The following is a 23,062-nucleotide window of genomic DNA, read 5'->3' as shown; positions in this document are numbered from 1 at the left end:
TGTGCTCCTTCGCCGACGACGGTCTTCCCTGACATTTGAGTGCTGTCAGGCTACCCGCCCGCGGTCAGTCGACGGACTCCAGCCGACGAAATTGGGCCGAACGGTAGCAGTCGGCGCATGTGGAGCGGCGAATCTTGCCGCTGGTGGTGATCGGCAGCGCGCCGGGCGCGACGAGCACGAGGTCGGCGACCCGCACTCCGTGGCATCGGGAAACCGATGCCGCCACATCCTTTTTCAGGGCTGCTATCCGTTCACTTTGCTCTTCGACGGTGTTGCCCCGGTTCTTGAGCTCGGCGATGACCACTAACTTCTCACCCCCGTCGCCGCTGACCGGTACCGCGGCGACGCGGCCCCCGGTGAGCTCCTGCACGGTGGCCTCGATGTCGTCGGGATAGTGATTTCGGCCGTCGACGATCAACAGGTCCTTGATCCGCCCGACGACCAGCAGCTCGCCCTCGTAGACGACGCCGAGGTCTCCGGTGCGCAACCATGGCCCCGCCGGTGTGCCCGCGGACGGAGACTCCAGGTACCCGCCGAAGGTCCGCTCGGTGGCCTGCGGGTTGTGCCAGTAGCCGCTGGCGACGTTGGGACCGTGCACCCAGATCTCCCCGACGCGCCCGTCCGGGCTCTCGGTGTGCGCCTCGGGGTCGACGATCCGCACCGTGCACGCGCGGGCGCCGCCGATGCTGACCAGCTCCGCTCCGCCCGGACCAGCCTGCGCGGTGCCACCGACCAGGTTTTCGTAGTCGAGCCGAACGATCACCGGGCGGTTCGCGCGCGGCGCCGAGGCGACATAGACCATTGCCTCGGCCAGCCCGTACGAGGGCGCCAGCGCATTGGCGGGCAGGTTGAAGCGGGCGAAGCGGTCGGTGAATCGGCGGATGGTCGCCGCGTGGATGCGCTCGCTGCCGCTCAAGATGGTGTGCACGCTCCCCAAGTCGAGGCCGGCCATATCCTCATCGGTGGTCCGGCGCGCGGCCAGTTCGAAGGCGAAGTTCGGCCCGGCCGTGACCGCACAGGAGTTGATGGCCAGCTGCTGGATCCATCGAGACGGCTTCTGCAAGAATGCGATCGGGCTCATCACCACCGAGTGGCGGCCCAGCAAGACCGCTCCCATCACACCCAGCAGCAGGCCCATGTCGTGGTAGAAGGGCAGCCAAGACACCAGCGTGGTGTCCGGCGGCGGCGCTCCCCCGTCTTCGCCGAAATAGTCCGCTATCACCTGCTCGACGTTGGCGAACACGTTGCGGTGCGACACCACGACGCCTTTCGGCGAGCCGGTCGAACCCGACGTATATTGCAGCAGTGCCGTTTTCGTCGGCAACGCCCCGGATCCCTCCCAGGACACCGAGGCGTCGAGATCGATCAGATCCAACTCGATGATCGCCGGCGAACTGCCGCCGACCGCGCTGACGCACCCCTGGATGTTGCCGGCGACGGCCGATGTGGTGAGCACCGCAGCCGGTGCACAGTCCTTCAGCGCCGCGGTGACTCGTTCGTCGTGGCTGCCGAACGCAGGCACCGGCAACGGCACCACGATGCAACCGGCTTCCATCGCACCGAAGAAGCCGGCGATGTACTCAAGACCTTGCGGCGCCAGCAACGCAATGCGGTCACCGGGCGAGGCGACTGCGGCCACCTCCGCGGCGACGGACTCGGTGCGCCGCAGGACCTGCCACCAGGTCACGGTGTCGGCGTACCCGGCCGGGTCCACCTCGTAGTCGATGTAGGTGAACGCCGGCCGATCAGGCCCCTGCTGAGCGCGTTCACGTAGCAACGCCGGTATTGATTGCCCCCACGACAACATCCTGTATCCCCCCAGATACGCATTTTCATTTATTCAGCCGATGCGCCCCCGACTCGCCGGCTATGCCGGAAACTACTCTCCCCCGCTGCGCATTACCAGGTACTGGCCCGCAGCACGATCTCCATCGCGAATTGTGCGGTGAACTCACCCGCGCTGCGCCGCCCGGGCAGCATCACCAGTCGGTGTTCGCCGTAGACGAATCGTTGACTGGCGTTGGCCACCGACGCCGTGGCCCGGGAACTGACCAGCACGGTGGTGTTGATCTCCACCGGCGGGCAGCGCTCGTCGCGGATCGCACCGGTCAGATCGGGCGCGCGCGGATGACCCCGGTCGAGGGCCACCAGGCCGGTGAAGCGGTCCGGGCGCGTCGCCGCGAGTTCCCAGGCATTGTCGGCTCCGGTCCGGTCGCCCACCAGCACGCCGCACTGTACTCCCAGCGAATCGAGGATGCCGATCACCGATTTGGGTGTCAGCCGGGGGTCTGCGCCGATCACGATGGTGCGCAGTGAGGCGGTGTGCAGTCGCTGGCAGACCGCGTCGTAGGCGGTGAGCGGGTGCTGCGCCGCGGCGAGCACGACGACGACGGGCCCGTTCTGCGGGCCTGCCACATCGACCGGGATCGGGAACCCGTCGATGGTCATCATCGTGCCCGGCATCTCCGCCACGCTACAGCCCCTCGGACGGCATGGGGCGATTTTGGCGGGCCCCTCAGCGGCTCATCAGACAACAGCTGCAAGTCACGGCAGGGTCAGGATCTCGGCGCCGTCATCGGTTACCACCAGGGTGTGTTCGAACTGGGCGCTCCACTGTCCGTCACTGGTGACCACCGTCCAGTCGTCGTCCCAGATGTCGTAGTCCAGGCTGCCGAGGTTGATCATCGGCTCGATGGTGAACGTCATCCCCGGCTCGATCATGGTGTCGACTTCGGGCTGGTCGTAGTGCAGGACCACCAGACCGTTGTGGAAGGTCGGGCCGATGCCGTGACCGGTGAAGTCACGGACGACGTTGTAGCCGAACCGGTTCGCATAGGCCTCGATGACCCGGCCGATCACCGACAGCGCGCGGCCCGGTTTGACCGCCTTGATGGCGCGCATGGTGGCCTCGTGAGTGCGCTCGACCAGCAGCCGGTGTTCTTGGGAGACGTCCCCGGCCAGGAAGGTGGCGTTGGTATCGCCGTGCACTCCGTCGATATAGGCGGTGACGTCGATGTTGACGATGTCGCCGTCGGCGATCACCGTCGAGTCCGGGATGCCGTGGCAGATCACTTCGTTGAGCGATGTGCAGCACGACTTGGGAAAGCCCTTGTACCCCAACGTCGAAGGGTAGGCGCCGTGGTCGACCATGAACTCGTGGGCGATGCGATCCAGCTCATCGGTGGTCACGCCGGGCGCGACGGCCTTGCCCGCCTCGGCAAGTGCACCCGCCGCAATCCGACTCGCCACCCGCATCTTCTCGATCACCTCGGGGGTCTGCACCCACGGCTCAGAGCCCTCGGCGGCCGTGGCGCGGCCGACGTATTCGGGACGCTGGATCAAGCACGCCGGGGGAAAGCGGGGCACGAACGGGCATTGCGCCAGCTTAACGGAGCTGGTCAGCGCCGCCAGCGCAGCTTGCGCCGCGGGCCCCTGATGTCCACCGAGCCGCACACCACTCGGCCGGTCAAGACCAGGTGCGGAGCTCCTTCGGCGGGCGGATCGGTGCGGCGATCGCGGGCGCTGCCGCCGTAGACCTCGACATCGTCGATGGAGGCGCTGGCACCGTCGGGCAGTCGGATGTCGACTGAGCCGAATCGCATGTCGAGTTCGATGACGACGACCGGCCCGGCGAACCGGGCCTTGGTGAGATCGAGGTCCACCGAGCCCAGCCGCCGCACCAATGCCAGCCGGGTCGGCACGATCCATTCCCCGTGGCGTTTGAGCGATCCGGCCCAACCACGCAGCTCGACGCGGTCGGCCGCCGAGGTGACGATGGCGCGCGGACCGGGCAGGTCACCGATCAGGGTGTCGAGCTCCGAGCGCATCCGCGCCTGCGACACCTGGGCCGCGCGCTCCTCGAACTCCCCGATGTCGATCAATCCGAGGGAGACGGCATTGTGCAGGCGGCGCAACGTGCCGTTGCGGTCCGCATCCGAGATACGCAAGGCCACGTCGGCCATGTCGTCGCTGAGACCCGTCATGGCTTCTCAATTTACGCTGCTACAGCAGGAAGTTGTCGGGCAGCGAGTCGAACATCACCTTGGTCATCCGGACCGCGTATTGCGAGCTGCCACCGCCGACGATCAGCGACGCGAAGGCCATATCACCCCGGTATCCGGCGAACCAGGAGTGCGAGCCGCCGGCGAATTCGGCCTCCCCGGTCTTGCCGTAGATCGGGCCGCAGCCGGCGATGTCACGTGCGGTGCCGTCGGTGACCACCAGTCGCATCATCTCGCGTAGGCCGTCGAGCATCTCCGCACTCACCGGCGCGGCCGGCGGACCGTTGACCGCCGTCGGCCGGCCCTCGATCAATCGGGGTACCGGGGTTCGGCCGGCGGCCACCGTCGCCGCGGCCAGAGCGAGGCCGAATGGGCTGGCCAGCACTTTGCCCTGACCGAAGCCGTCCTCGGTGCGTTCGGCCAGGTCGACGGTCGGCGGAACCGAACCGGTGACCGTGGTGATCCCATCCACCAAGTAGTCCACTCCGATCCCGTAGCGACTGGCCGCCTGCGACAGCGCCCGCGGCGGCATCCGGCTGGCCAGCTCGGCGAAGGTGGTGTTGCACGAATTGGCGAAGGCCCGCGACATCGACACCAGGCCGAGATCGAACCCGCCGTAGTTGGGGATGGTGCGCTGGCCGATGTCGAGTTCACCGGGACAACCCACCATGGAGTTCGGCGTCGCCAGGTCCCGTTCGATCGCGGCACCCGCGGTGACCATCTTGAACGTCGATCCGGGGGGATACAGACCGCTGGTCGCAATCAGGCCGTCGGCGTCGGCAGCAGCGCTCTGCGCAACGGCGAGCAGTTCACCGGTCGACGGCTTGATCACCACCATCATCGCCTTGTCGCCGCGGGTGTTGACCGCGTTCTGCGCGGCGCGCTGCACCTCTCGGTCCAAGCTGATCGTCAGCGAGGGTGCCGGCGCTGGATCGACCTCGTGCAGTACCGCGACGTCGACGCCGTTCTGGTTCTCGCTGACGACTCGCCAGCCCGCGGCACCTTCGAGTTGGTTCGCGACGGCCTTTTTGACCTCGCTGATCAGCATCGGCGCGAAGTGGTCATCGGTGGGCAACAGATCGGGGCGGGGGGTGACCACCACTCCGGGGAGGGCGCCGATGGCGGGTTCGACACGATCGTGGTCGGCCTTGCGCAGCGTGATCAGGTCGAGCGGAGACCGCGAGGAACTGGCCTGCTCAGCCAGCCGCTGCGGATCGCCCAGTGCGTCGTCGAAGGGCCGCAAGGTCTCGACCACCGCCCGCGCGGTGCGCATCAGGTTTTGTCCGGCTCGGGTGGCGTCCAACTTGTAGTGGTACACGTAACCCGGCACCAGCACGTCGGTACCGCCCACCTCGTTGACCGCGGCGCGACGCGGGGGGTCGGCCCGCAGGGCAAAGGTCTGGTGCTCGCCCAGTTTGGGATGCAGGCCGGTGGCCGTCCAGCGCACCGTCCAGTGGCCTTCGTTTCGGACCATCTTGAGCTGGCCGTCGTAGGCCCAGGTCCGGTCCTTCGGCAGCTTCCAGGTGTAGCGGTAGGCCACGCTGCCGGTGTCGTCGTTGTAGCGCGCGCTGAGCACTTGGGCATCCAGGTGTTCGGCCTGTAAGCCCGCCCAGGCGGCGTTGAGTGCGCTGCGTGCCGCAGACGGGTCGTCGCTGAGCTCGGCTGCGGCGGCGGTGTCGCCGGTGGCCAGCGCGGCGAAGAACCGCTCGGCGACGGGCCCTGGGCCGTCGGGGCGAGGTGTGCAGGCCGCCATGCCGGCCGCGGTCAGCAGCACGGTGACCAAACCCGTGACTCGTGTGACGAATGAGCTTGCAGTTGTCATTGGGGCTGATGTTACGAAATAGAAACGGCGGGCCGGCGGAGGCGCACCGAGATCGCATCGTTACGTCGCCGACCGAAGGCGACCCGGTCCGATCACGAGCCCAACCCTCACGAACGTGTAATGAGCACGAAAAATATCGCTCGAATTTTTTCGGTCTCAGTACACGTTCGGCATCGGGTGATCGCCGCCGAACACTCAGTCCAGCAACACCGTCGCGAAAGTACCGACCTGGGTGAAGCCCACCCGCTCATAGGTGGACCGCGCCACCTCGTTGAAATCGTTGACGTAGAGGCTGGCGATCCGCCCGGTGCCGACGATCACCGCGGCCAGCATCGCGGTGCCGCCGGCGCCCAGCCCGCGTCCGCGCCGGTCCGGATGCACCCAGACGCCCTGGATCTGCCCCACCGACGGCGACTGCGAACCCACCTCGGCCTTGAACACGACCTCGCCCCGCTCGAAGCGCGCCCAGGCCCGGCCCGACGCGATCAGGTTGGCCACCCGCCGGCGGTAGGCACGGCCGCCGTCACCGGCCCGCGGATCCACCCCGACCTCGCCGATGAACATGTCGACGGCGGCCACCAGGTACGCGTCGAGCTCGTCGGGACGGACCTGGCGCACTTCCGCATCCATCGGATACGCGGGCATGTTGTGCAGTGCCATCAACGGTTGGCTCTCGCGCACGTCGCGAGCCGGGCCCCAGGAATCGGCGAGACGGTGCCACATCGGCAACACCAGTTCGGCCCGGCCCACCACCGACGAGCAGCGCCTGATCGCACCCACCGCCTTATCAGCGAACGCGGTGAGATCGGCCGCGGCGCCACGGAGCGGGATCAGGTTCGCGCCTGCGTAACACAAGGATTCGGCCACGCCGCCGCGCGTCCACAATTCCCCGCCGATCGATCGCGGATCGACACCGTGATCGGCGACCCGAGCGGCGACCATGCAGGAGCCGATCGGATCCTCGTCGAGCACCCGCCAGACCGCCGCGGCGTCCCGCGCTACGGACACCCGTCGCTGGTCGAGACGGAACTCGGGTGGAGCCGACATAGTGACTCTTTCTGGCGAACTGACCTGCCGCGCGCGTACAGCGAGCCGGTTGCGATCAGCTTACGGCGACGGTGGGCGAACCGCCGGGAGATCCCTCCTCCATCTCGGCCGCCAGGCGCATGGCCTCCTCGATCAGCGTCTCGACGATCTGCGCCTCGGGAACGGTCTTGATCACCTCGCCCTTGACGAAGATCTGACCCTTGCCGTTGCCGGACGCCACGCCCAGATCCGCCTCGCGTGCCTCACCGGGACCGTTGACCACACAGCCCATCACCGCGACCCGCAGCGGGACGTCGATCCCCTCCAGCCCGGCGGTGACCTCGTTGGCCAACCGGTAGACGTCCACCTGGGCCCGCCCGCACGACGGGCACGAGACGATCTCCAGACCGCGCGGCCGCAGATTGAGCGACTCCAGAATCTGGTTGCCGACCTTGACTTCTTCCACCGGCGGCGCCGACAGCGACACCCGGATGGTGTCACCGATGCCGCGCGACAACAGCGCGCCGAACGCCACGGCGGACTTGATGGTGCCCTGGAAGGCCGGGCCGGCCTCGGTGACACCCAGGTGCAGCGGGTAGTCGCACTGCTCGGCCAGCAGCTGATAGGCGGCCACCATCACGACCGGGTCGTTGTGCTTGACGCTGATCTTGATGTCGCCGAAGCCGTGCTCCTCGAACAACGACGCTTCCCACAGCGCGGACTCCACCAGCGCTTCGGGGGTGGCCTTGCCGTACTTGGCCAAGAACCGCTGGTCCAACGAACCGGCGTTGACGCCGATCCGGATCGGGATGCCGGCAGCGCCGGCCGCCTTGGCCACCTCGCCGACCCGACCGTCGAACTCCTTGATGTTGCCCGGGTTCACCCGCACAGCGGCGCAGCCGGCATCGATCGCGGCGAAGATGTACTTGGGCTGGAAGTGGATGTCGGCGATCACCGGGATCTGGCTGTGCCGGGCGATCTCGGCCAGCGCGTCGGCGTCTTCCTGCCGGGGGCAGGCCACCCGCACGATGTCGCAACCCGAGGCGGTCAACTCCGCGATCTGCTGCAGTGTCGCGTTGATGTCGTGGGTCTTGGTGGTGCACATCGACTGCACCGCGATCGGATGGTCGCTGCCCACCCCGACCCCGCCAACCATGAGCTGGCGGGTCTTGCGACGTGGCGCCAGCGTGGGAGGAGGGGCAGCCGGCATTCCTAGGCCGACGCTCATGAGGGGGCTCCTATCAAAACAGCCTGATCGGATTGACCAAGTCGGCGGTCACGGTGAGCAGCATGTAGCCGACCACCACCACCAAGACTACGTACGTGGCCGGCATCAGCTTGAGGTAGTTCACCGGTGCCGCCGCGACCTTCCCACGGGCCGACCTGACCATGTTGCGGAGCTTCTCGAACAGCGCGATCGCGATGTGCCCGCCGTCGAACGGCAGCAGCGGCACCAGGTTCAGCACACCCAGGATGAAGTTCAGCTGGGCCAGGAAGAACCAGAACGCCACCCACAGCCCGTGATCGACGGTGTCGCCGCCGATGATCGAGGCACCCACCACGCTGATCGGAGTTTCGGGGTCGCGCTGACCGTGCGGGTTGCCGATGGCGTGCACCAACGCGCCGACCTTGGAGGGGATGTTGGCCAGCGACTTACCCAGCAGCACCGACAGGTCGCCGCTGAAGGCGAAGGTGGCCGGCACCGCGGTGACCGGGTTGTACTTGGTCGGCCCGAATTGGGCGGCGCCCACTCCGATGGCGCCGACGGTACTGGGGACGGCCTCGCGGTCGGAGCCGTCGGCGATCCAGCGCTGGGTGGGAGTCACCTCGACGTACTTGGTGAGCGTGGTGCCGTCGCGTTCGACGACGATCGGCGTCGTGCCGTGCTGCTTGCGTACCGCGGCGGCCATTTCCTCGAAGGTCGACACCGGCGTGTCACCAACCTTGACCACCACGTCACCGGACTCGATGCCGGCCAGCGCCGCCGGGCCGGGGCCCGAGCAGGTGCCCAGCTCACCCTTGACGACTTCGGGTGCCACACAGGCCGTTTCGCCGATGACGGCGGTGGTCGGGGCGTGCAGGTTGGGCAGACCCCAGATCACCGCGATGGAGTAGACCAGCACCAGACCGATGACGAAGTTCATGGCGGGGCCGGCGGCCAGTACCGCCACCCGCTTCCACGTCTTCTGCTTGTACATGGCTCGGTCGACCTCGTCGGGCTCCAGTTCCTCCACCGAGGTCATGCCGGCGATGTCGCAGAAGCCGCCGGCCGGGATCGCCTTGAGGCCGTATTCGGTCTCGCCGCGCCTCGTCGACCACAACGTGGTGCCGAAGCCGACGAAGTAGCGGCGCACCTTCATACCGGTGGCGCGCGCCACCCACATGTGACCGCATTCGTGCAGTGCCACCGAAACCAGGATGGCCAGCGCGAACAGCGCGATGCCGACCGCGAACATCATCGGGTGCTTCCGACCTTTCTCGTAGCAATCGCCTCGACGGCGCGAGCCGCTCGCTCCTTGGCCCAGCGCTGCGCATCGAGTACCTCATCCACGGTAGCGGGTTGCGCAGCCCACTGGTCGGCGGCGCCCAGCACCTCGGCGATAGTGGCCACAATCGCGGGGAAGCTGATCCGGCCCGCCAGGAAGGCTTCCGCCGATTCTTCATTGGCGGCGTTGTAGACCGCGGTCATGCAGCCCCCGGCCTGACCGGCCTGGCGGGCCAGCTGCACCGCCGGGAACACCGCGTCGTCGAGCGGCTCAAACTCCCAGGTAGAGGCGGTGGAAAAGTCGCAGGCCGGCGCCGCACCGGGCACTCGCGCCGGCCAGCCCAGAGCCAGCGCGATCGGCAGGCGCATGTCCGGCGGGCTGGCCTGGGCGATCGTCGATCCGTCGGTGAAGGTGACCATGGAATGCACGATCGACTGCGGGTGAACGACCACGTCGATGCGCTCGTAGGGAACACCGAACAGCAGGTGGGTTTCGATGAGCTCGAGGCCCTTGTTCACCAGCGAGGCCGAGTTCAGCGTGTTCATCGGGCCCATCGACCAGGTCGGATGCGCCCCAGCCTGCTCGGGTGTGACGTGCTGAAGATCCGCTGCGCTCCAGCCGCGGAACGGCCCACCCGACGCGGTGAGCACCAACCTGGCGACCTCGTCGGGGGTGCCGCCGCGCAGGCACTGAGCCAGCGCGGAGTGCTCGGAGTCCACCGGCACGATCTGCCCAGGCTCGGCGGCCGCCAGGACCAGCGGGCCGCCGGCGATCAGTGATTCCTTATTGGCCAGGGCCAGCCGCGCCCCGGTTTCCAGCGCGGCCAGCGTGGGTCGCAGCCCGAGCGCGCCAACTAAGGCGTTGAGTACCACGTCGGCCTCGGTGTCCTGCACCAAGCGGGTGACGGCGTCGGGTCCGCAGTAGGGGGCCTCGAGCGCTTCGCCGGCCTGCGCGTCCGCGACGGCGATGTTGGTGACGCCGGTCTCGGCGCGCTGGGCGGCCAGCAGCGCCGCGTTACCGCCTCCGGCGGCCAGCCCGACGATCTCGAAGCGGTCCGGGTTCGCCGCGATGACCTGCAGCGCCTGGGTTCCGATCGAGCCGGTGGAGCCCAACAGCAGAACTTTGATCCGGCCGGTCTTCACCCAGCTATTGTGCTCCTGCGTAACTGCCGAAGCTCCACAGGTTGCCTTCCGGGTCACGGACCGCGAACTCGCGGGCCCCGTAGTCGGTGTCGGTCAGCGGCCGGATCACCTCCGCCTGGCGTTCCAGGACCCGCTGGTAGAGGCCGTCGGGATCGCTGGTGACGACGAAGCCCCCCGCGGTGCCAGGTTCGCGGCACCAGTCGTTACCGGGCTTGTAGCTGCCGATCATGATGCCGCCCACGCCTTCGGGCCAGCGCAGCTCGGCGTGCTTGACGGTCTCGCCGTCGTCGCCGTGGCGGGCCGTCACGACGAAACCGAAGGTGTCGACGTAGTAGTCGATGAGTTTGCGCGCGTCATGCGCCTGCAGGCACAGCCAGACGGTCGGATTCGGATGAGTCATGACTCCACTGTGACCGCGGGGTGTGACCGTTGTCTTGGATGTTTTGGAACTCCTCGGCCAGCCAGGCTCGCGGCGATGTTCCGGCGAATCGTACGAAGTCCCGGGTCAGGTGCGCCTGATCGCAGTAGCCGGATTCGGCCGCGATTCCCGCGAGGTCGACGCGGCCTCGGCGCGCATCTTCGGCGATCCGACTGGTCGCGTATTCGAAGCGCATCAGCGTCGCCACGGTCTTGGGTGTGCGGCCCACCTCGCGGCGGAACAGCGTGGTCAGATGCCGCTGGCTCAATCCGACCTGCTCGGCGACGCCCGCGACGGGCGCTCTCCCCCGGCTGCGCCGCAGCAGCTGCCAGGCGTGGGTCACCTCGGGCCGCACCGTGCTGCCGCGTCGACGCTGCTGGGCCACCAGATAGGACGACACCAGTGCGAACGCGTCCGGCCAGGACCGTGCGGCGGCGAGCTGCTCATGCAGGTCCACCGCACGGCGGCCCAACATCGGTGCGGCGTCGAAATCGGTCACGCTCAACTCGGCCGCCGGCACACCGAACAGTGCGCGCGAGGCCAGTGGGTGCAGCGCCAGCTGCACGCCCGCCTGGCCGCGACGCTGCCGCACATGGCTGGCCTGCACGTGCAGGCCACCGAGAATGATCGGAGTCGGCCGGGCCGTCGGCAGCGCGGCGGCGGTATCGGCAGCTTCCACACCGTCGTCGAGGCTGACGATGAAGGTCAATGTCGACGACGGCATCCCCCGGTGCACGGCTTCGGGGACATCGAGCGCGCGGTAGCCCACCATCGACGTCACTCCCGGCGCCGTGTGCGGCGGTGCAGCGGCGAAATCCCAGATCGGCGGCGCTTCTGCGACGTGCTCGGCCATGACGTCCACGGTAGGTGGCTCAGTGGGGATATGTCAGAATGTCGCGCAGTAGTAGTTGCACGGGCGAACTGAAGGAGTCGAAGTGGCCGGTACCGAGCTGGAGCGCCACACCGGGGTTGACCCTGTCGAGGTGCCGTCGGCGGCGTGGGGTTGGAGCGCGATCAACTACCGCACCTGGCACATCGTCGGCTTCGGCATCGTCGGTTTCCTGCTGCTCATGCTGCGCGGCAACCACATCGGCCACGTCGAGGACTACTTCCTGCTGGGTTTCGCCGCGCTGACACTGTTCGTCGTGGTCCGCGACATCATCGGCCGCAACCGCGGCTGGCTGCGCTAACCGCCGCGCTGTTTCCGCGAGATCGGGCTGACGCAGGGGTCTTCTCGACCTTTTCCTGCGTAGCTGCGATCTCGCGACGGATTCACTGGTTTTCGGCCGCCAACTGCCCACATGCCGCCGCGATTTCGCGGCCGCGGGTGTCGCGGACCGTGCACTCCACGCCCTGGGCCCGAACTCTGCGGACGAACTCCCGCTCCGCCGGCTTCGGGCTGGCGTCCCATTCGCTGCCCGGCGTCGGATTCAGCGGAATCAGGTTCACGTGCACCAACGGTCCCAGCGCCTTATGCAGCTTGCGGCCCAACAGATCTGCCCGCCACGGCTGGTCGTTGACATCGCGGATCAACGCGTATTCCACCGACACCCGCCGGCCGGTGACGTCCGCGTAGTAGCGGGCGGCATCGAGGACTTCGGAGACCTTCCACCGGTTGTTGACCGGCACCAGGGTGTCGCGCAGCTCGTCATCGGGAGTGTGCAGCGACAATGCGAGGGTCACGCCGAGGCGCTCGTCGGCGAGCTTGCGGATCGCCGGGGCCAATCCCACCGTGGAAACCGTCACCGACCGCGCCGAGATGCCGAAGCCGTTCGGCGCCGGCTCGGTGATCCGACGCACCGCGGCCACCACCCGCGCGTAGTTGGCCAGCGGCTCCCCCATCCCCATGAACACGATGTTGGAGAGCCGCCCGTGGTCCCGGTCGCGCAGTTCGACGGACGCCGCCCGCACCTGTTCGAGAATCTCGGCGGTGGACAGGTTTCGGGTGAGGCCGGCCTGGCCGGTCGCACAGAAGGGGCACGCCATGCCGCAGCCGGCCTGCGAGGAGATACACACGGTGTTGCGGCGCGGATAGCGCATCAGCACCGATTCGAACTTGGTGTTGCCGTGGGCCCGCCACAACGTTTTGCGGGTCTCACCGGCGTCGCATTCGATCTCGCTGGACGCGGTCAGCAGCGTGGGGAACAGCGCGTCGGCCACCGAGGAGCGCACCGCCGCGGGCAGATCGGTCATCTGCTGCGGATCGGCGATCAGCCGGCCGTAGTACTGGTTCGCCAGCTGCTTGGCCCGAAATGCCGGCAGGCCCAGCTCGGCGACCGCGGACACCACACCGTCGGCGTCGAGGTCGGCCAGATGCCGCGGCGGCAGGGCTCGCCGCGGTGCGGTGAACACCAGCTGTTGCGTCATGATCGGTTCCAGTATGCCGGTGACTCAGGGCAGCACGGTCAGCACGATCCAGGTCACCACGGCCGACGGCAGCAGCGCGTCGAGCCGATCCATGATCCCGCCGTGACCGGGCAACAGCCGCCCCATGTCCTTGATACCCAGATCACGTTTGACCTGGGATTCGATCAGGTCGCCGAAGACCCCGGTGAGCACCAGCAGCAGCCCCAGCGGCAGACCCACCCACCACGGCCGGCCCAGGAACACCGTCACCGCGAACACCGCCGCGGCCACACCGAGCACCAGTGAACCCGCCAGACCCTCCCAGGACTTCTTCGGGCTGATCGCCGGCGCCATCGGATGTTTGCCGAACAGCACACCGACGGCGTAGCCGCCGATGTCGGAGAAGACCACCGGGAACAGCAGGCACAGCACCCGGCCCGGGCCGTCATCGCGAAAGACCAGTAGCGCCGCGAAACTCATGCACAGCGGCACCCAGACCGCGATCAGGATGGTCGCCGACACGTCCCGCAGGTAGTTCACCGGAGCGTTGTGCAGCCCCTGGACGACCAGCCGCCACATCATGGCGATCACCACGGTGGCACCGAAGGCACCCAGTACTCCCCTGGCCCCGAACGGCAGCGACAGCCACAGCATCGCCTGGCCGCCGAGGGCCAGCGGGATGAACGGCACGTCGTAGCCGACTTCGCGCAGCCGCCGGGTGATCTCATGGGTGGCAATCGGGGTGGCCACCGCCAGGATCAGCACCCAGAAGCGCGGCGCGAACAGCAGGGTGTAGACCAGCGTCCCGCCCAGCAGGGCGCCGACGGCGATCGCCGCGGGAAGGTTGCGTCCGGCTCGCGACTGTTTCGGTTGCGATTCCGCGGCGTCTACGCCGGTGTCTTGGTCTGCCACGGGGTGTGCCTGCTAGACGGCCGCTAGACCTCCAGCAGCTCGCCTTCTTTGTGCTTGACCAGCTCGTCTATCTGGGTCACGTACTGCTGGGTGGACTTGTCCAGGTCCTTTTCGGCCCGACCGACCTCGTCCTCGCCGGCGTCGCCGTCTTTCCGGATGCGGTGCAGTTCTTCCATCGCCTTGCGACGGATGTTGCGCACCGAGACCTTGGCGTCCTCCCCCTTGGACTTGGCCTGCTTGACCAGCTCTTTGCGCCGCTCCTCGGTGAGCTGCGGCACCGACACCCGGATCAGCGAACCGTCGTTGCTGGGATTCAAGCCGAGATCGGAGTTGCGGATCGCGTTCTCGATCGGACCCAGCTGCGACGCCTCGTAGGGCTTGATCACCACCAGCCGGGCCTCGGGCACGTTGATGCTGCACAGTTGGGTGATCGGGGTGATCGACCCGTAGTAGTCGATGACGATCCGCGAGAACATCCCCGGGTTGGCCCGGCCGGTGCGGATGGTCGAGAGGTCGTCGCGGGCCACCGACACGGCCTTCTCCATTTTCTCTTCGGCATCGAAGAGAGCCTCGTCGATCATGTGCCCCGCTCCTCAGTTATCGCTTCGCGCTAGCGCCGTCGGTGGTCATCTGTCCCGCGCCCGTCAGCTGGTGACCAGTGTTCCGATCTTCTCACCCGCGACCGCCCGGGCGATATTTCCATCGGTCAACAGGTTGAACACCAGGATCGGCATGCCATTGTCCATGCACAGACTGAACGCGGTGGCATCGGCCACCTTCAGGCCCCGATCGATGACCTGGCGATGGGTGATCGAGGTGAGCAGTTCGGCGTCCGGGTCGACGCGAGGGTCCGCGGTGAAGATGCCGTCGACGGCCTTGGCCATCAGCACCACCTGGGCACCGATCTCCAGCGCGCGCTGAGCCGCAGTGGTGTCGGTGGAGAAGTACGGCAGCCCCATGCCGGCGCCGAAGATCACCACTCGGCCCTTTTCCAGGTGCCGCTGCGCCCGCAGCGGGATGTAGGGCTCGGCGACCTGTCCCATGGTGATCGCGGTCTGCACCCGGGTGTCGATACCTTCCTTTTCCAGGAAGTCCTGCAGCGCAAGGCTGTTCATGACGGTGCCGAGCATGCCCATGTAGTCCGAGCGCATGCGTTCCATACCGCGCTGCTGCAACTGCGCGCCGCGGAAGAAGTTGCCGCCGCCGATCACCACCGCCACCTGCACACCGTCGCGGACCACTTCGGCGATCTGGCGAGCCACCTGGGCGACCACATCGGGGTCGAGTCCGACCTGCCCGCCGCCGAACATCTCCCCACCGAGTTTGAGCAACACCCGGGAATAAGGGGGACGGCCGGCCGGCCGGTTTCCGTCGGTACTCGTCGGCTCCGTCATCAGGCTCCTCCGGGCTGCGCGCATATGACAGCGCCATCGCGGGAATCGTCCGCGACGGCATTGTCATCCTGCCCTACCGGAACGGTCAAACAGAGCCCGGGGTGGCGACACCCGGTTCAACCGTCACAACATATGAAGAAATTTTCAATTGATGCTTTCGCTGCTATCGTCGGCGCTGTGCCGAACTCGCTCCATCAGGTCAAAGCCGAGTTCTTCAAGACTCTCGGGCACCCCGCCAGGATCCGGATCCTGGAATTGCTCGCCGAACGCGACCACACCGTCGGTGAACTGCTTCCCGAGATCGGGCTCGAGGCATCGAATCTGTCCCAGCAGCTGGGCGTCCTGCGCCGTGCGGGCGTCGTGACGGCTACCAAGGACGGCAACGCGGTGGTCTACTCCATCGCGTCGCCGGTGATCACCGAACTGCTCGCCGTGGCACGCAAGGCGCTGACCGGAATGCTCAACGAACAAGTTGCCCTCCTTGATGACCTGCGAGCCGGCCAATGAGCTGGCTCACCAGAATCCGTGCGCTGGGCCGCATCACCGAACCGGCTGAAGACCGCCCACCGGCCGCCACCGACCCACCGGCAGGCGTGACGGGGTCATTGCAGATCCGCCATGTCGACGCCGGATCGTGCAACGGTTGCGAGATCGAGATCGGCGGGGCTTTCAGCCCGGTCTATGACGCCGAGCGATTCGGCGCCCGGCTCGTGGCCTCGCCGCGTCATGCCGACGCCCTGCTGGTCACCGGGGTGGTCACCCGCAATATGGCCGAGCCGCTGCGCAACACCCTGGCGGCCACCCCGCAGCCCCGCAAAGTCATCGCGTGCGGGGACTGTGCCCTCAACCGCGGGGTGTTCGCGCAGTCGTACGCCACCGTGGGGGCGGTCGGCGAGGTGGTTCCGGTCGATGTCGAAATTCCCGGATGTCCGCCGACGCCCGAGCAGATCCTCGCCGCGCTGCGGTCGGTGACCGGCCGGTGAGCACGCTGACGGCTTCGGCCCCCCACCACCAAGGGCTTCCGGCGGCCCTCAGCGGTACCGCCACGGCCGGGATCGGCGCGGCCGGCGTCGGCATCGGCCTGGCCGGCGTGTTCGGCACCGTTCCCGCGATTCGCATCGACTGGCTGGTGCCGCTGCTGGGTGTGCAGCTGCGCATCGATCCGCTCGGCGGATTCTTCATGGCGCTGACCGGTGCGGTGGCCGTGGCCGCTGGGCTGTATTGGATCGGCTACGCACGCCACGAGCGATACGGCGCGGTCCCGCTGCTGACCCTGCCCGTGTTTGTCGCCACCCTGCTGGCGGTTCCGGCGGCAGGATCGGTGACGACGTTCTTGCTTGCCTGGGAATTGATGGCGCTGACGTCGCTGGTGTTGGTGCTCACCGATCAACAGCGCAGCGAGGTGCGTTCGGCCGCGCTGATCTATGCGGTGATGACCCAGTTGGGCTTCGTCTCGCTGCTGTTGGGACTAGTGGTGCTGGCCGCCCACGCCGGCGACGACTTCGGCGGTATCGGCGCGCTGCCCGATCCCGTGCGCAACACGGTGTTCGTGTTGACCCTGATCGGCTTCGGCTCCAAAGCCGGACTGCTCCCCCTACACGCGTGGCTGCCCAGGGCACACCCGGAGGCACCCAGCCCGGTCTCGGCGTTGCTCAGTGCCGCCATGGTCAACCTCGGCATCTACGGGATCATCCGCATCGACATCCAGCTGCTCGGGCCCGGACCGCGGTGGTGGGGCCTGACGCTGCTGATCGCCGGAGGCGCATCGGCGCTCTACGGAGTGCTGCAGGCGTCGGTGGCAACCGATCTCAAACGGCTGCTGGCGTATTCGACGACGGAGAACATCGGGCTGATCACGCTGGCCCTGGGTGCGGCGATGTTGTTGTCGGGCGCGGGTTCACGCGATGCCGCAGCCGTTGCCGCGGTTGCGGCGCTGCTGCACCTGCTCGCGCACGGTGCGTTCAAGAGCCTCGGCTTCCTGTCCGCCGGGTCGGTGCTGGCCGCCACCGGCTTGCGCGACCTGGATCGGCTCGGCGGGCTGGCCCGCCGAATGCCTGGCACCACAGCGCTGTTCGGAATCGCTGCGCTCGGGGCCGCCGGCCTGCCGCTGGGAGCGGGTTTCGTCAGCGAATGGCTGCTGATCCAGTCGCTGATGCACGCCCGAGCCGACCACGACCTCACGATCACCCTGGTGACACCGCTGGCCGTGGGTGCGATCGCGCTGACCGCCGGCTTGGGAGTGGCGGCCATGGTCAAGGCGTTCGGCATCGGGTTCCTGGCCCGGCCACGCAGCGATGCCGCAGCGGCGGCCCGGGAAGCGCCCACCACGATGCTCGCCGGGATGACGCTGGCCGCACTGGCCTGCCTGGTGCTGGCCGTCGCACCGGCCGCCGTCGGCCCAACGTTGCACCGGGTGCTCGACACACTGCCGGTGTCGGGGGCAGCCCCGGCGCTCGGAACCTACCTGCGCATTCCCGGGCTGGACGCCTCCATGTCCCCCGGCCTGCTGGCCGCCGTTCTGGCCGCCGCCGTCGTGGTGGTGTTGATCGGTTCCCGCTGGCGGGCACGGCAGCGGCCGGCCACCGCCACGGTGCCGCTGTGGGCCTGCGGCGCAGACGATCTGAGCCCGCGCATGCAATACACCGCGACGTCATTCGCCCAGCCGCTACAGCAGGTTTTCGACGACGTGCTGCACGCCGACACCGCCGTCGAAGTGACCCGCCAAGCTCCGTCGAGCTACTACGTGGACCGGATCGCCTACCGGGCTCGAGTAGCCGATGTCGTGGAAGACCGCTGGTATGCCCCGCTGCTGACGGGCGTGGCCGCCGCCGCCCAGCTGGTGCGCCGCGCCCACACCGGCAGCGTGCACCTCTACCTGGCCTACGGTGCGGTGGGAGTGCTGATCGCCATGTTGGTGGCGCGATGAACGCACTGACATGCCTGGCGGGCTTCGTGCAGGTCGCCGGCGTCATCGCAGGCGCCCCACTGGTGATCGGCCTGATGCGCCAGGTCCGAGCCCGCGCCGAGGGCCGCACCGGGGCCGGGATCTGGCAACCGTGGCGTGACATCCGCAAACTGCTGGGCAAACAGAACCTCAAGCCGCTCGGCACCACCTGGGTGTTCGCCGCTGCGCCGGCCGCGCTGGCTGCCACCACCCTGGTCATCGTCGCCGCCGCACCCCTGGTGGCCACCGGTTCGCCGCTGGACCCGATCGCCGACCTGATCACCGTGGTGGGCCTGCTGTTCCTGGGCACGGTGGCGCTGACCTTGGCCGGCATCGACACCGCGACCGCCTTCGGCGGAATGGGCGCCAGCCGCGAGATCACCATCGCGGCCCTGGTGGAACCGACCATCCTGGTGGCGGTGTTCGCCCTGTCCATCCCGGCGAACTCAGCCAACCTCGGGGCCATCGTCGGCAACACCAGCGACCATCCCGGCCAGGTGATCTCACTGGCGAGCGCGCTGGCGTTCGTCGCGCTGGTCATCGTGATCGTCGCCGAGACCGGCCGGCTGCCGGTGGACAACCCATCCACCCACCTGGAGCTGACCATGGTGCACGAGGCCATGGTGCTCGAATATGCCGGCCCCAAGCTGGCCATGGTCGAGTGGGCGAGCGGCATGCGGCTGACGGTGTTGTTGGCGCTGCTGGCAAACCTGTTCTTTCCCTGGGGTATCGCGGGCGCGGACCCCAGCGCGCTCGACGTGATCGTCGGCGCCGGCGCGATCGGGCTCAAAGTGGCCGTGCTGGCCACAATCATGGCCGCCGTGGAGGTCTTCCTCGCCAAGCTGCGGCTGTTTCGGGTTCCGGAATTACTCGCCGGGTCCTTCGTGCTGGCGCTACTGGCCGTGACGGCGGCGAACTTCTTCACGGGAGCGGCCGGATGACCTACGTCAACATGCTGGACCTGGCTGCCGGTGGCGTGCTGCTGGCTGCGGTGCTGGCGGTCTGGCACCGGGATCTGTCGGTAGTCGTACGCCGGCTGCTCGTTGCCCAGGGTGTCGCGCTGGCCGCCATCCCGGTGATTCGCGGTGTGCACGAACATGATCGAGCTCTGCTCCTCGTGGGCCTCGGCGTGCTCGCGGTCCGCGCGGTCTTGCTGCCATGGCTGCTGCAGCGGGCATTGGGCGCCGAACGCCAAGAACGCCGGGAGTCCGCTCCCCTGGTCAGCACCACCGCCTCGCTGCTGATGGTCACCGCGCTGGTGGTCGCGGCATTCACCATCGCCCAACCAGTAGTAGCGCTGGCGCCCAGTACCTCAACCAACGCCGCCCCGGCGGCCATCGCGACGGTGCTGATCGCGCTGTTCATCATGGCGACCCGCCGTCACGCCATCTCCCAGGCGGTCGGGCTGCTGATGCTGGACAACGGAATCGCTGCGACCGCGTTCCTGCTGACGGCCGGTGTTCCGCTGATCGTGGAACTCGGCGCCTCGCTCGACGTGCTGTTCGTGCTGATCGTGCTCGGTGTGCTGACCGGACAGCTACGCAACGCCTTTGGCGGGGTGGACCTGGACCTGTTGCGGGAGCTACGCGACTGATGACACTGCTGATTCTGCTTCCGCTGCTGGCACCGGTGCTGGCCGCGCTGTGCTCGGTGATACTCGGCTGGCGCCGGGTCAGCGCCGCCGTCACGGTGATCTCGGCGCTGACCATCCTCGGATGCGGTGTCGCCCTGGCCTTTCAGATCGGCGACCAGGCCCATCTGGCGTTGGACGGACTGTTGCGGGCCGACGCATTGTCGGTGACCATGCTGATCGTCATCGGTGTGGTCGGCAGCCTGGCCACCTGGGCGAGCATCGGCTACGTGGATGCCGAATTGGCGGATGGGCACACCGATGAGGGTGGCGCACGGTTGTACGGCATCTTGACACCGGCGTTCTTGGCGGCGATGGCTCTTGCGGTGTCGGCCAACAACATCGGCGTGGTGTGGATCGCGGTGGAGGCCACCACGGTGGTCACCGCGTTTCTGGTCGGGCACCGCCGCAGCCGGGCCGCCCTGGAGGCCACCTGGAAGTACGTCATGGTGTGTTCGGTGGGCATCACGATCGCGTTCCTGGGCACCGTGTTGCTGCATTTCGCCGCGCTGCATGCCGGGGCTGGCGGTGCGGACGCGCTGGACCTCGACGTGCTCGCCGCCCATGCCGGTGGCCTCGACCCGGCGGTCACCCGGTTGGCCGGCGCGCTGCTGCTGATCGGCTACGGCGCCAAGATGGGACTGGCGCCGTTTCACACCTGGCTCGCCGATGCGCACAGCCAGGCCCCCGCTCCGGTTTCGGCGTTGATGAGCGGGGTGCTGCTGTCCGTCGCGTTCTCGGTGCTGATCCGGATCAAGCCGATCATCGATGCCGCGGTAGGCCCGGTGTTTCTGCGGACTGCACTGCTGGCCGCCGGTCTGGTGACGCTGCTGATCGCTGCGCTGCTGCTCACCATCACGACCGATCTCAAACGGATGCTGGCCTATTCATCGATGGAGACGATGGGCCTGATCGCGGTCGCCGCGGCTGCCGGCACCCAGCTGGCGATCACCGCACTGCTGCTGCATGTCCTGGCGCACGGCGTCGGCAAGACGGTGCTGTTCCTGGCCGGCGGACAGCTGCAGGCCGCACACGGCACCACGGCGATCGGCGAGATCACCGCGGTACTCGGCAGGTCCCGGTTGGTCGGCGGCGCCTTCGCGGCCGGGATGGTGATTCTGCTCGGGTTGCCGCCGTTCGCGATGTTCGCCAGCGAGGTGGCGATCGCGATCTCGCTGGCCGATGCGCGACTGGCGTGGGCCCTGGGTCTGGCACTGGTGGCACTGGTGGTGGCGTTCGCCGCCCTGCTGCGCAACTCCGGCCGGCTGCTGCTGGGCACCCCGGACGCCGGCAGTCCGGCGATCCGGGTGCCGGTGACCGTTGCGGGCGCTTTGGTGGCCGGGGTGCTGCTCTCGCTCGCCCTCGGGATCACCGCCGGCCCGCTGACCGACTTGTTCACAAGCGCCGCAAGCCAACTCGGAGTCCGCTGATGAGCCCGATCACCCGCGAACAGCCGGTCACCGACAGTCAACTCGTCGGCGCGGCCATCGCCCTGCTCGCCGAGGGGTTCCGGCTCGCCCTGGTGGCCGCCCACGATGACGGCGACACCCTGCGGGTGGTGTACCTGTTCCTGGCCGGCCGCCCGGACCGCCGCACCGAGCTGACCCTGACCGTTCCGGCGGACCAGCCGGCGATCCCGTCGCTGGCCCGGTTATCCTTTCAGGCCGGCCGATTCGAGCGCGAGATGCTCGATCTGTACGGGATCACCCCGGTCGATCACCCGCAGCCGCGCCGTCTGGTACGGCATGCGCATTGGCCGCAGGGTTGGCATCCGATGCGCAATGACGCCGGGCCCCCTGGCGACTTCGTTGCGACGGACCATTTTCCCTTCCTGACCGTGGACGGCGCCGGGGTCTATGAGATCCCGGTCGGCCCGGTACACGCCGGTCTGATCGAGCCGGGCCACTTCCGGTTCTCGGTCGTCGGCGAATCGGTGTTGCGGCTCAAGGCGCGACTGTGGTTTGTGCACCGCGGGATCGAGCGACTCTTTCAAGGCCGGGCCGCCGTCGCGGCGGTCGATCTGGCCGAACGGATCAGCGGTGACACCTCGGCCGGCCACGCGCTGGCCCACAGCCTGGCCGTCGAGGACGCCCTCGGCGTCGAGCTACCCGATCCGGTGCACCGACTGCGCGCACTGCTGGTCGAGCTCGAGCGCCTCTACAACCACGCCGCCGACCTGGGCGCCCTAGCCAACGATGTGGGCTTCGGCCTGGCCAACGCACACGCCCAGCGCGTCCGCGAACTTGCGCTGCGCATCAACGCGCAGGTCACCGGACACCGGCTGTTGCGCGGGGCGATCAGCCCCGGAGGTGTCGTGCTGCAAGCACTTCCGGACCCGGACCGGCTGCAGGACCTGGCCGATGACATCGCCGAGATCGCCGAGCTGACGTTGGGCAACTCGGTGATCTACGACCGGTTCGCCGGCACCTCGGTATTGCATCGCGACGACGCCGTGGCAATGGGCGCCCTGGGCTACGTGGCTCGGGCCAGTGGGCTGGTCACCGACGCCCGCCTCGACCACCCGACGACCGAGCTTCCGGTGACCGAGGTGACGGCGAGCGCCGGCGATGTACTCGCTCGCTACACCGTTCGCCGCGATGAGTTCGCCGCGTCGGTGGCCCTGTGCCGCAACCTGATCAACAATCACCACGGTCCGATCGATCTCCAACAGCCGGTTCCGGCGCCGACTCGCCCGCGCAGCGGGGTCGGCATCGTCGAAGGCTGGCGCGGCAGCATCGTGCACCGCGTGGAGATCGGCGCCGACGGCGTCATCAGCCGCGCGAAAATCGTAGACCCGTCCTGGTTCAACTGGCCCGCGCTGCCGGTATCGATGACCGACACCATCGTCCCGGACTTTCCGCTGACCAATAAGAGCTTCAATCTGTCCTACGCGGGAAACGATCTATAGCGGCTCAGCGCAAAGACCTGGTATGTCAGGATA

23 protein-coding genes are annotated in these 23,062 nt (G+C 68.0%); 8 read left to right on the top strand and 15 right to left on the bottom strand.

All coding sequences use genetic code 11. The annotated features are described in order from the left end of the window. Positions 1–64: 64 nt before the first annotated feature. The 11 genes from BN4346_RS34795 to BN4346_RS34745 form a co-directional block, all read right to left on the bottom strand. The gene (locus BN4346_RS34795; protein WP_067971928.1) at positions 65–1,807 is read right to left on the bottom strand and encodes an AMP-binding protein; all 1,743 of its coding nucleotides are present in this window, start codon (positions 1,805–1,807) and stop codon (positions 65–67) included. 92 nt (positions 1,808–1,899) lie between these two features. Further along, the gene (locus BN4346_RS34790; RefSeq protein ID WP_067971926.1) at positions 1,900–2,463 is read right to left on the bottom strand and encodes an alpha/beta fold hydrolase; all 564 of its coding nucleotides are present in this window, start codon (positions 2,461–2,463) and stop codon (positions 1,900–1,902) included. An 81-nt stretch (positions 2,464–2,544) separates the two neighbouring features. Beyond that, the gene (gene map, locus BN4346_RS34785; protein WP_327344366.1) at positions 2,545–3,366 is read right to left on the bottom strand and encodes a type I methionyl aminopeptidase; all 822 of its coding nucleotides are present in this window, start codon (positions 3,364–3,366) and stop codon (positions 2,545–2,547) included. 32 nt (positions 3,367–3,398) lie between these two features. Continuing rightward, a complete protein-coding gene (locus BN4346_RS34780; protein ID WP_067971923.1) occupies positions 3,399–3,983 on the bottom strand; it encodes a DUF1707 SHOCT-like domain-containing protein in 585 nt (194 codons plus the stop codon). Between the two features lie 19 nt (positions 3,984–4,002). Next, positions 4,003–5,823 carry a penicillin-binding transpeptidase domain-containing protein gene (locus tag BN4346_RS34775; RefSeq protein ID WP_067971920.1) on the bottom strand — a complete coding sequence of 607 codons (1,821 nt, stop codon included), beginning with the start codon at positions 5,821–5,823 and terminating at the stop codon, positions 4,003–4,005. A 195-nt stretch (positions 5,824–6,018) separates the two neighbouring features. After that, entirely contained in the window at positions 6,019–6,870 is an 852-nt protein-coding gene (locus BN4346_RS34770; protein ID WP_067971917.1) for a GNAT family N-acetyltransferase, read from the bottom strand. A gap of 55 nt (positions 6,871–6,925) precedes the next feature. Next, positions 6,926–8,077 carry a flavodoxin-dependent (E)-4-hydroxy-3-methylbut-2-enyl-diphosphate synthase gene (gene ispG, locus BN4346_RS34765; protein WP_067971915.1) on the bottom strand — a complete coding sequence of 384 codons (1,152 nt, stop codon included), beginning with the start codon at positions 8,075–8,077 and terminating at the stop codon, positions 6,926–6,928. Positions 8,078–8,090: 13 nt separating this feature from the next. Then, complete coding sequence (locus tag BN4346_RS34760; RefSeq protein WP_067971912.1) at positions 8,091–9,308, bottom strand: M50 family metallopeptidase; 1,218 nt, start codon at positions 9,306–9,308, stop codon at positions 8,091–8,093. Beyond that, positions 9,305–10,477 (bottom strand): 1-deoxy-D-xylulose-5-phosphate reductoisomerase, encoded by a 1,173-nt coding sequence (dxr, locus tag BN4346_RS34755; RefSeq protein WP_067971910.1) that lies wholly within the window; start codon positions 10,475–10,477, stop codon positions 9,305–9,307. The genes BN4346_RS34760 and dxr overlap by 4 nt, the downstream gene beginning before the upstream one ends. Positions 10,478–10,481: 4 nt before the next feature. Continuing rightward, positions 10,482–10,877, bottom strand: coding sequence for a VOC family protein (locus BN4346_RS34750; protein ID WP_067971905.1), 396 nt, complete (start codon positions 10,875–10,877; stop codon positions 10,482–10,484). Further along, positions 10,831–11,667 (bottom strand): helix-turn-helix domain-containing protein, encoded by an 837-nt coding sequence (locus BN4346_RS34745; protein ID WP_067972438.1) that lies wholly within the window; start codon positions 11,665–11,667, stop codon positions 10,831–10,833. The genes BN4346_RS34750 and BN4346_RS34745 overlap by 47 nt, the downstream gene beginning before the upstream one ends. A gap of 163 nt (positions 11,668–11,830) precedes the next feature. Here BN4346_RS34745 and BN4346_RS34740 point away from each other — a divergent pair, with 163 nt between their 5' ends. After that, positions 11,831–12,085, top strand: a complete 255-nt coding sequence (locus BN4346_RS34740; protein ID WP_067971902.1) for a DUF2631 domain-containing protein — start codon at positions 11,831–11,833, stop codon at positions 12,083–12,085. A gap of 82 nt (positions 12,086–12,167) precedes the next feature. On the opposite strand, the gene rlmN is transcribed toward BN4346_RS34740, so the two are convergent. The 4 genes from rlmN to pyrH all read right to left on the bottom strand — a co-directional run bounded on the left by rlmN (position 12,168) and on the right by pyrH (position 15,547). After that, entirely contained in the window at positions 12,168–13,262 is a 1,095-nt protein-coding gene (rlmN, locus tag BN4346_RS34735) for a 23S rRNA (adenine(2503)-C(2))-methyltransferase RlmN (RefSeq protein WP_067971899.1), read from the bottom strand. Positions 13,263–13,286: 24 nt separating this feature from the next. Next, on the bottom strand, positions 13,287–14,153 hold the full coding sequence (locus BN4346_RS34730; protein ID WP_067971896.1) for a phosphatidate cytidylyltransferase: 867 nt from the start codon (positions 14,151–14,153) through the stop codon (positions 13,287–13,289). 23 nt (positions 14,154–14,176) lie between these two features. Continuing rightward, positions 14,177–14,734, bottom strand: a complete 558-nt coding sequence (frr, locus tag BN4346_RS34725; protein WP_067971894.1) for a ribosome recycling factor — start codon at positions 14,732–14,734, stop codon at positions 14,177–14,179. Positions 14,735–14,797: 63 nt separating this feature from the next. After that, on the bottom strand, positions 14,798–15,547 hold the full coding sequence (gene pyrH, locus BN4346_RS34720; RefSeq protein WP_067971891.1) for a UMP kinase: 750 nt from the start codon (positions 15,545–15,547) through the stop codon (positions 14,798–14,800). Positions 15,548–15,724: 177 nt separating this feature from the next. Between pyrH and BN4346_RS34715 the strand changes: the two genes are divergently transcribed. The 7 genes from BN4346_RS34715 to BN4346_RS34685 are packed head-to-tail and all read left to right on the top strand — an operon-like array spanning position 15,725 to position 23,029. Further along, positions 15,725–16,054 (top strand): ArsR/SmtB family transcription factor, encoded by a 330-nt coding sequence (locus BN4346_RS34715; RefSeq protein ID WP_096867683.1) that lies wholly within the window; start codon positions 15,725–15,727, stop codon positions 16,052–16,054. After that, a complete protein-coding gene (locus tag BN4346_RS34710) occupies positions 16,051–16,530 on the top strand; it encodes an NADH-quinone oxidoreductase subunit B family protein (protein ID WP_067971885.1) in 480 nt (159 codons plus the stop codon). Before BN4346_RS34715 ends, BN4346_RS34710 begins: the two co-directional genes overlap by 4 nt. Continuing rightward, positions 16,473–18,473 carry a proton-conducting transporter transmembrane domain-containing protein gene (locus BN4346_RS34705; protein WP_067971882.1) on the top strand — a complete coding sequence of 667 codons (2,001 nt, stop codon included), beginning with the start codon at positions 16,473–16,475 and terminating at the stop codon, positions 18,471–18,473. The genes BN4346_RS34710 and BN4346_RS34705 overlap by 58 nt, the downstream gene beginning before the upstream one ends. A 5-nt stretch (positions 18,474–18,478) precedes the next feature. Continuing rightward, positions 18,479–19,432: a respiratory chain complex I subunit 1 family protein gene (locus tag BN4346_RS34700; RefSeq protein ID WP_096867681.1), complete on the top strand. Its 954-nt coding sequence runs from the start codon at positions 18,479–18,481 to the stop codon at positions 19,430–19,432. Further along, positions 19,429–20,085, top strand: coding sequence for a hypothetical protein (locus tag BN4346_RS34695; protein WP_067971876.1), 657 nt, complete (start codon positions 19,429–19,431; stop codon positions 20,083–20,085). Before BN4346_RS34700 ends, BN4346_RS34695 begins: the two co-directional genes overlap by 4 nt. Continuing rightward, the gene (locus BN4346_RS34690; RefSeq protein ID WP_067971873.1) at positions 20,085–21,551 is read left to right on the top strand and encodes a proton-conducting transporter transmembrane domain-containing protein; all 1,467 of its coding nucleotides are present in this window, start codon (positions 20,085–20,087) and stop codon (positions 21,549–21,551) included. The genes BN4346_RS34695 and BN4346_RS34690 overlap by 1 nt, the downstream gene beginning before the upstream one ends. Next, positions 21,551–23,029: a hydrogenase large subunit gene (locus tag BN4346_RS34685; RefSeq protein WP_067971870.1), complete on the top strand. Its 1,479-nt coding sequence runs from the start codon at positions 21,551–21,553 to the stop codon at positions 23,027–23,029. The genes BN4346_RS34690 and BN4346_RS34685 overlap by 1 nt, the downstream gene beginning before the upstream one ends. Positions 23,030–23,062: the final 33 nt, after the last annotated feature.

The sequence above is a fragment of the Mycolicibacter icosiumassiliensis genome, from assembly GCF_900078685.2.
Taxonomy (GTDB): Bacteria; Actinomycetota; Actinomycetes; order Mycobacteriales; family Mycobacteriaceae; genus Mycobacterium; species Mycobacterium icosiumassiliensis.
Note: the sequence above shows the minus strand (reverse complement) of the source record. Positions and strands in the feature narration are given on the sequence as shown.

Coding starts and splice junctions, on each gene's coding strand:
- rlmN (WP_067971899.1), bottom strand. CDS start 13,262: ATGACGCAACAGCTGGTGTTCACCGCACCGCGGCGAGCCCTGCCGCCG.
- BN4346_RS34790 (WP_067971926.1), bottom strand. CDS start 2,463: ATGCCGGGCACGATGATGACCATCGACGGGTTCCCGATCCCGGTCGAT.
- BN4346_RS34795 (WP_067971928.1), bottom strand. CDS start 1,807: ATGTTGTCGTGGGGGCAATCAATACCGGCGTTGCTACGTGAACGCGCT.
- BN4346_RS34750 (WP_067971905.1), bottom strand. CDS start 10,877: ATGACTCATCCGAATCCGACCGTCTGGCTGTGCCTGCAGGCGCATGAC.
- frr (WP_067971894.1), bottom strand. CDS start 14,734: ATGATCGACGAGGCTCTCTTCGATGCCGAAGAGAAAATGGAGAAGGCC.
- BN4346_RS34745 (WP_067972438.1), bottom strand. CDS start 11,667: ATGGTGGGCTACCGCGCGCTCGATGTCCCCGAAGCCGTGCACCGGGGG.
- BN4346_RS34770 (WP_067971917.1), bottom strand. CDS start 6,870: ATGTCGGCTCCACCCGAGTTCCGTCTCGACCAGCGACGGGTGTCCGTA.
- pyrH (WP_067971891.1), bottom strand. CDS start 15,547: ATGACGGAGCCGACGAGTACCGACGGAAACCGGCCGGCCGGCCGTCCC.
- BN4346_RS34690 (WP_067971873.1), top strand. CDS start 20,085: ATGACACTGCTGATTCTGCTTCCGCTGCTGGCACCGGTGCTGGCCGCG.
- BN4346_RS34775 (WP_067971920.1), bottom strand. CDS start 5,823: ATGACAACTGCAAGCTCATTCGTCACACGAGTCACGGGTTTGGTCACC.
- BN4346_RS34710 (WP_067971885.1), top strand. CDS start 16,051: ATGAGCTGGCTCACCAGAATCCGTGCGCTGGGCCGCATCACCGAACCG.
- BN4346_RS34780 (WP_067971923.1), bottom strand. CDS start 3,983: ATGACGGGTCTCAGCGACGACATGGCCGACGTGGCCTTGCGTATCTCG.
- BN4346_RS34705 (WP_067971882.1), top strand. CDS start 16,473: ATGTCCGCCGACGCCCGAGCAGATCCTCGCCGCGCTGCGGTCGGTGAC.
- ispG (WP_067971915.1), bottom strand. CDS start 8,077: ATGAGCGTCGGCCTAGGAATGCCGGCTGCCCCTCCTCCCACGCTGGCG.
- BN4346_RS34760 (WP_067971912.1), bottom strand. CDS start 9,308: ATGATGTTCGCGGTCGGCATCGCGCTGTTCGCGCTGGCCATCCTGGTT.
- BN4346_RS34685 (WP_067971870.1), top strand. CDS start 21,551: ATGAGCCCGATCACCCGCGAACAGCCGGTCACCGACAGTCAACTCGTC.
- BN4346_RS34695 (WP_067971876.1), top strand. CDS start 19,429: ATGACCTACGTCAACATGCTGGACCTGGCTGCCGGTGGCGTGCTGCTG.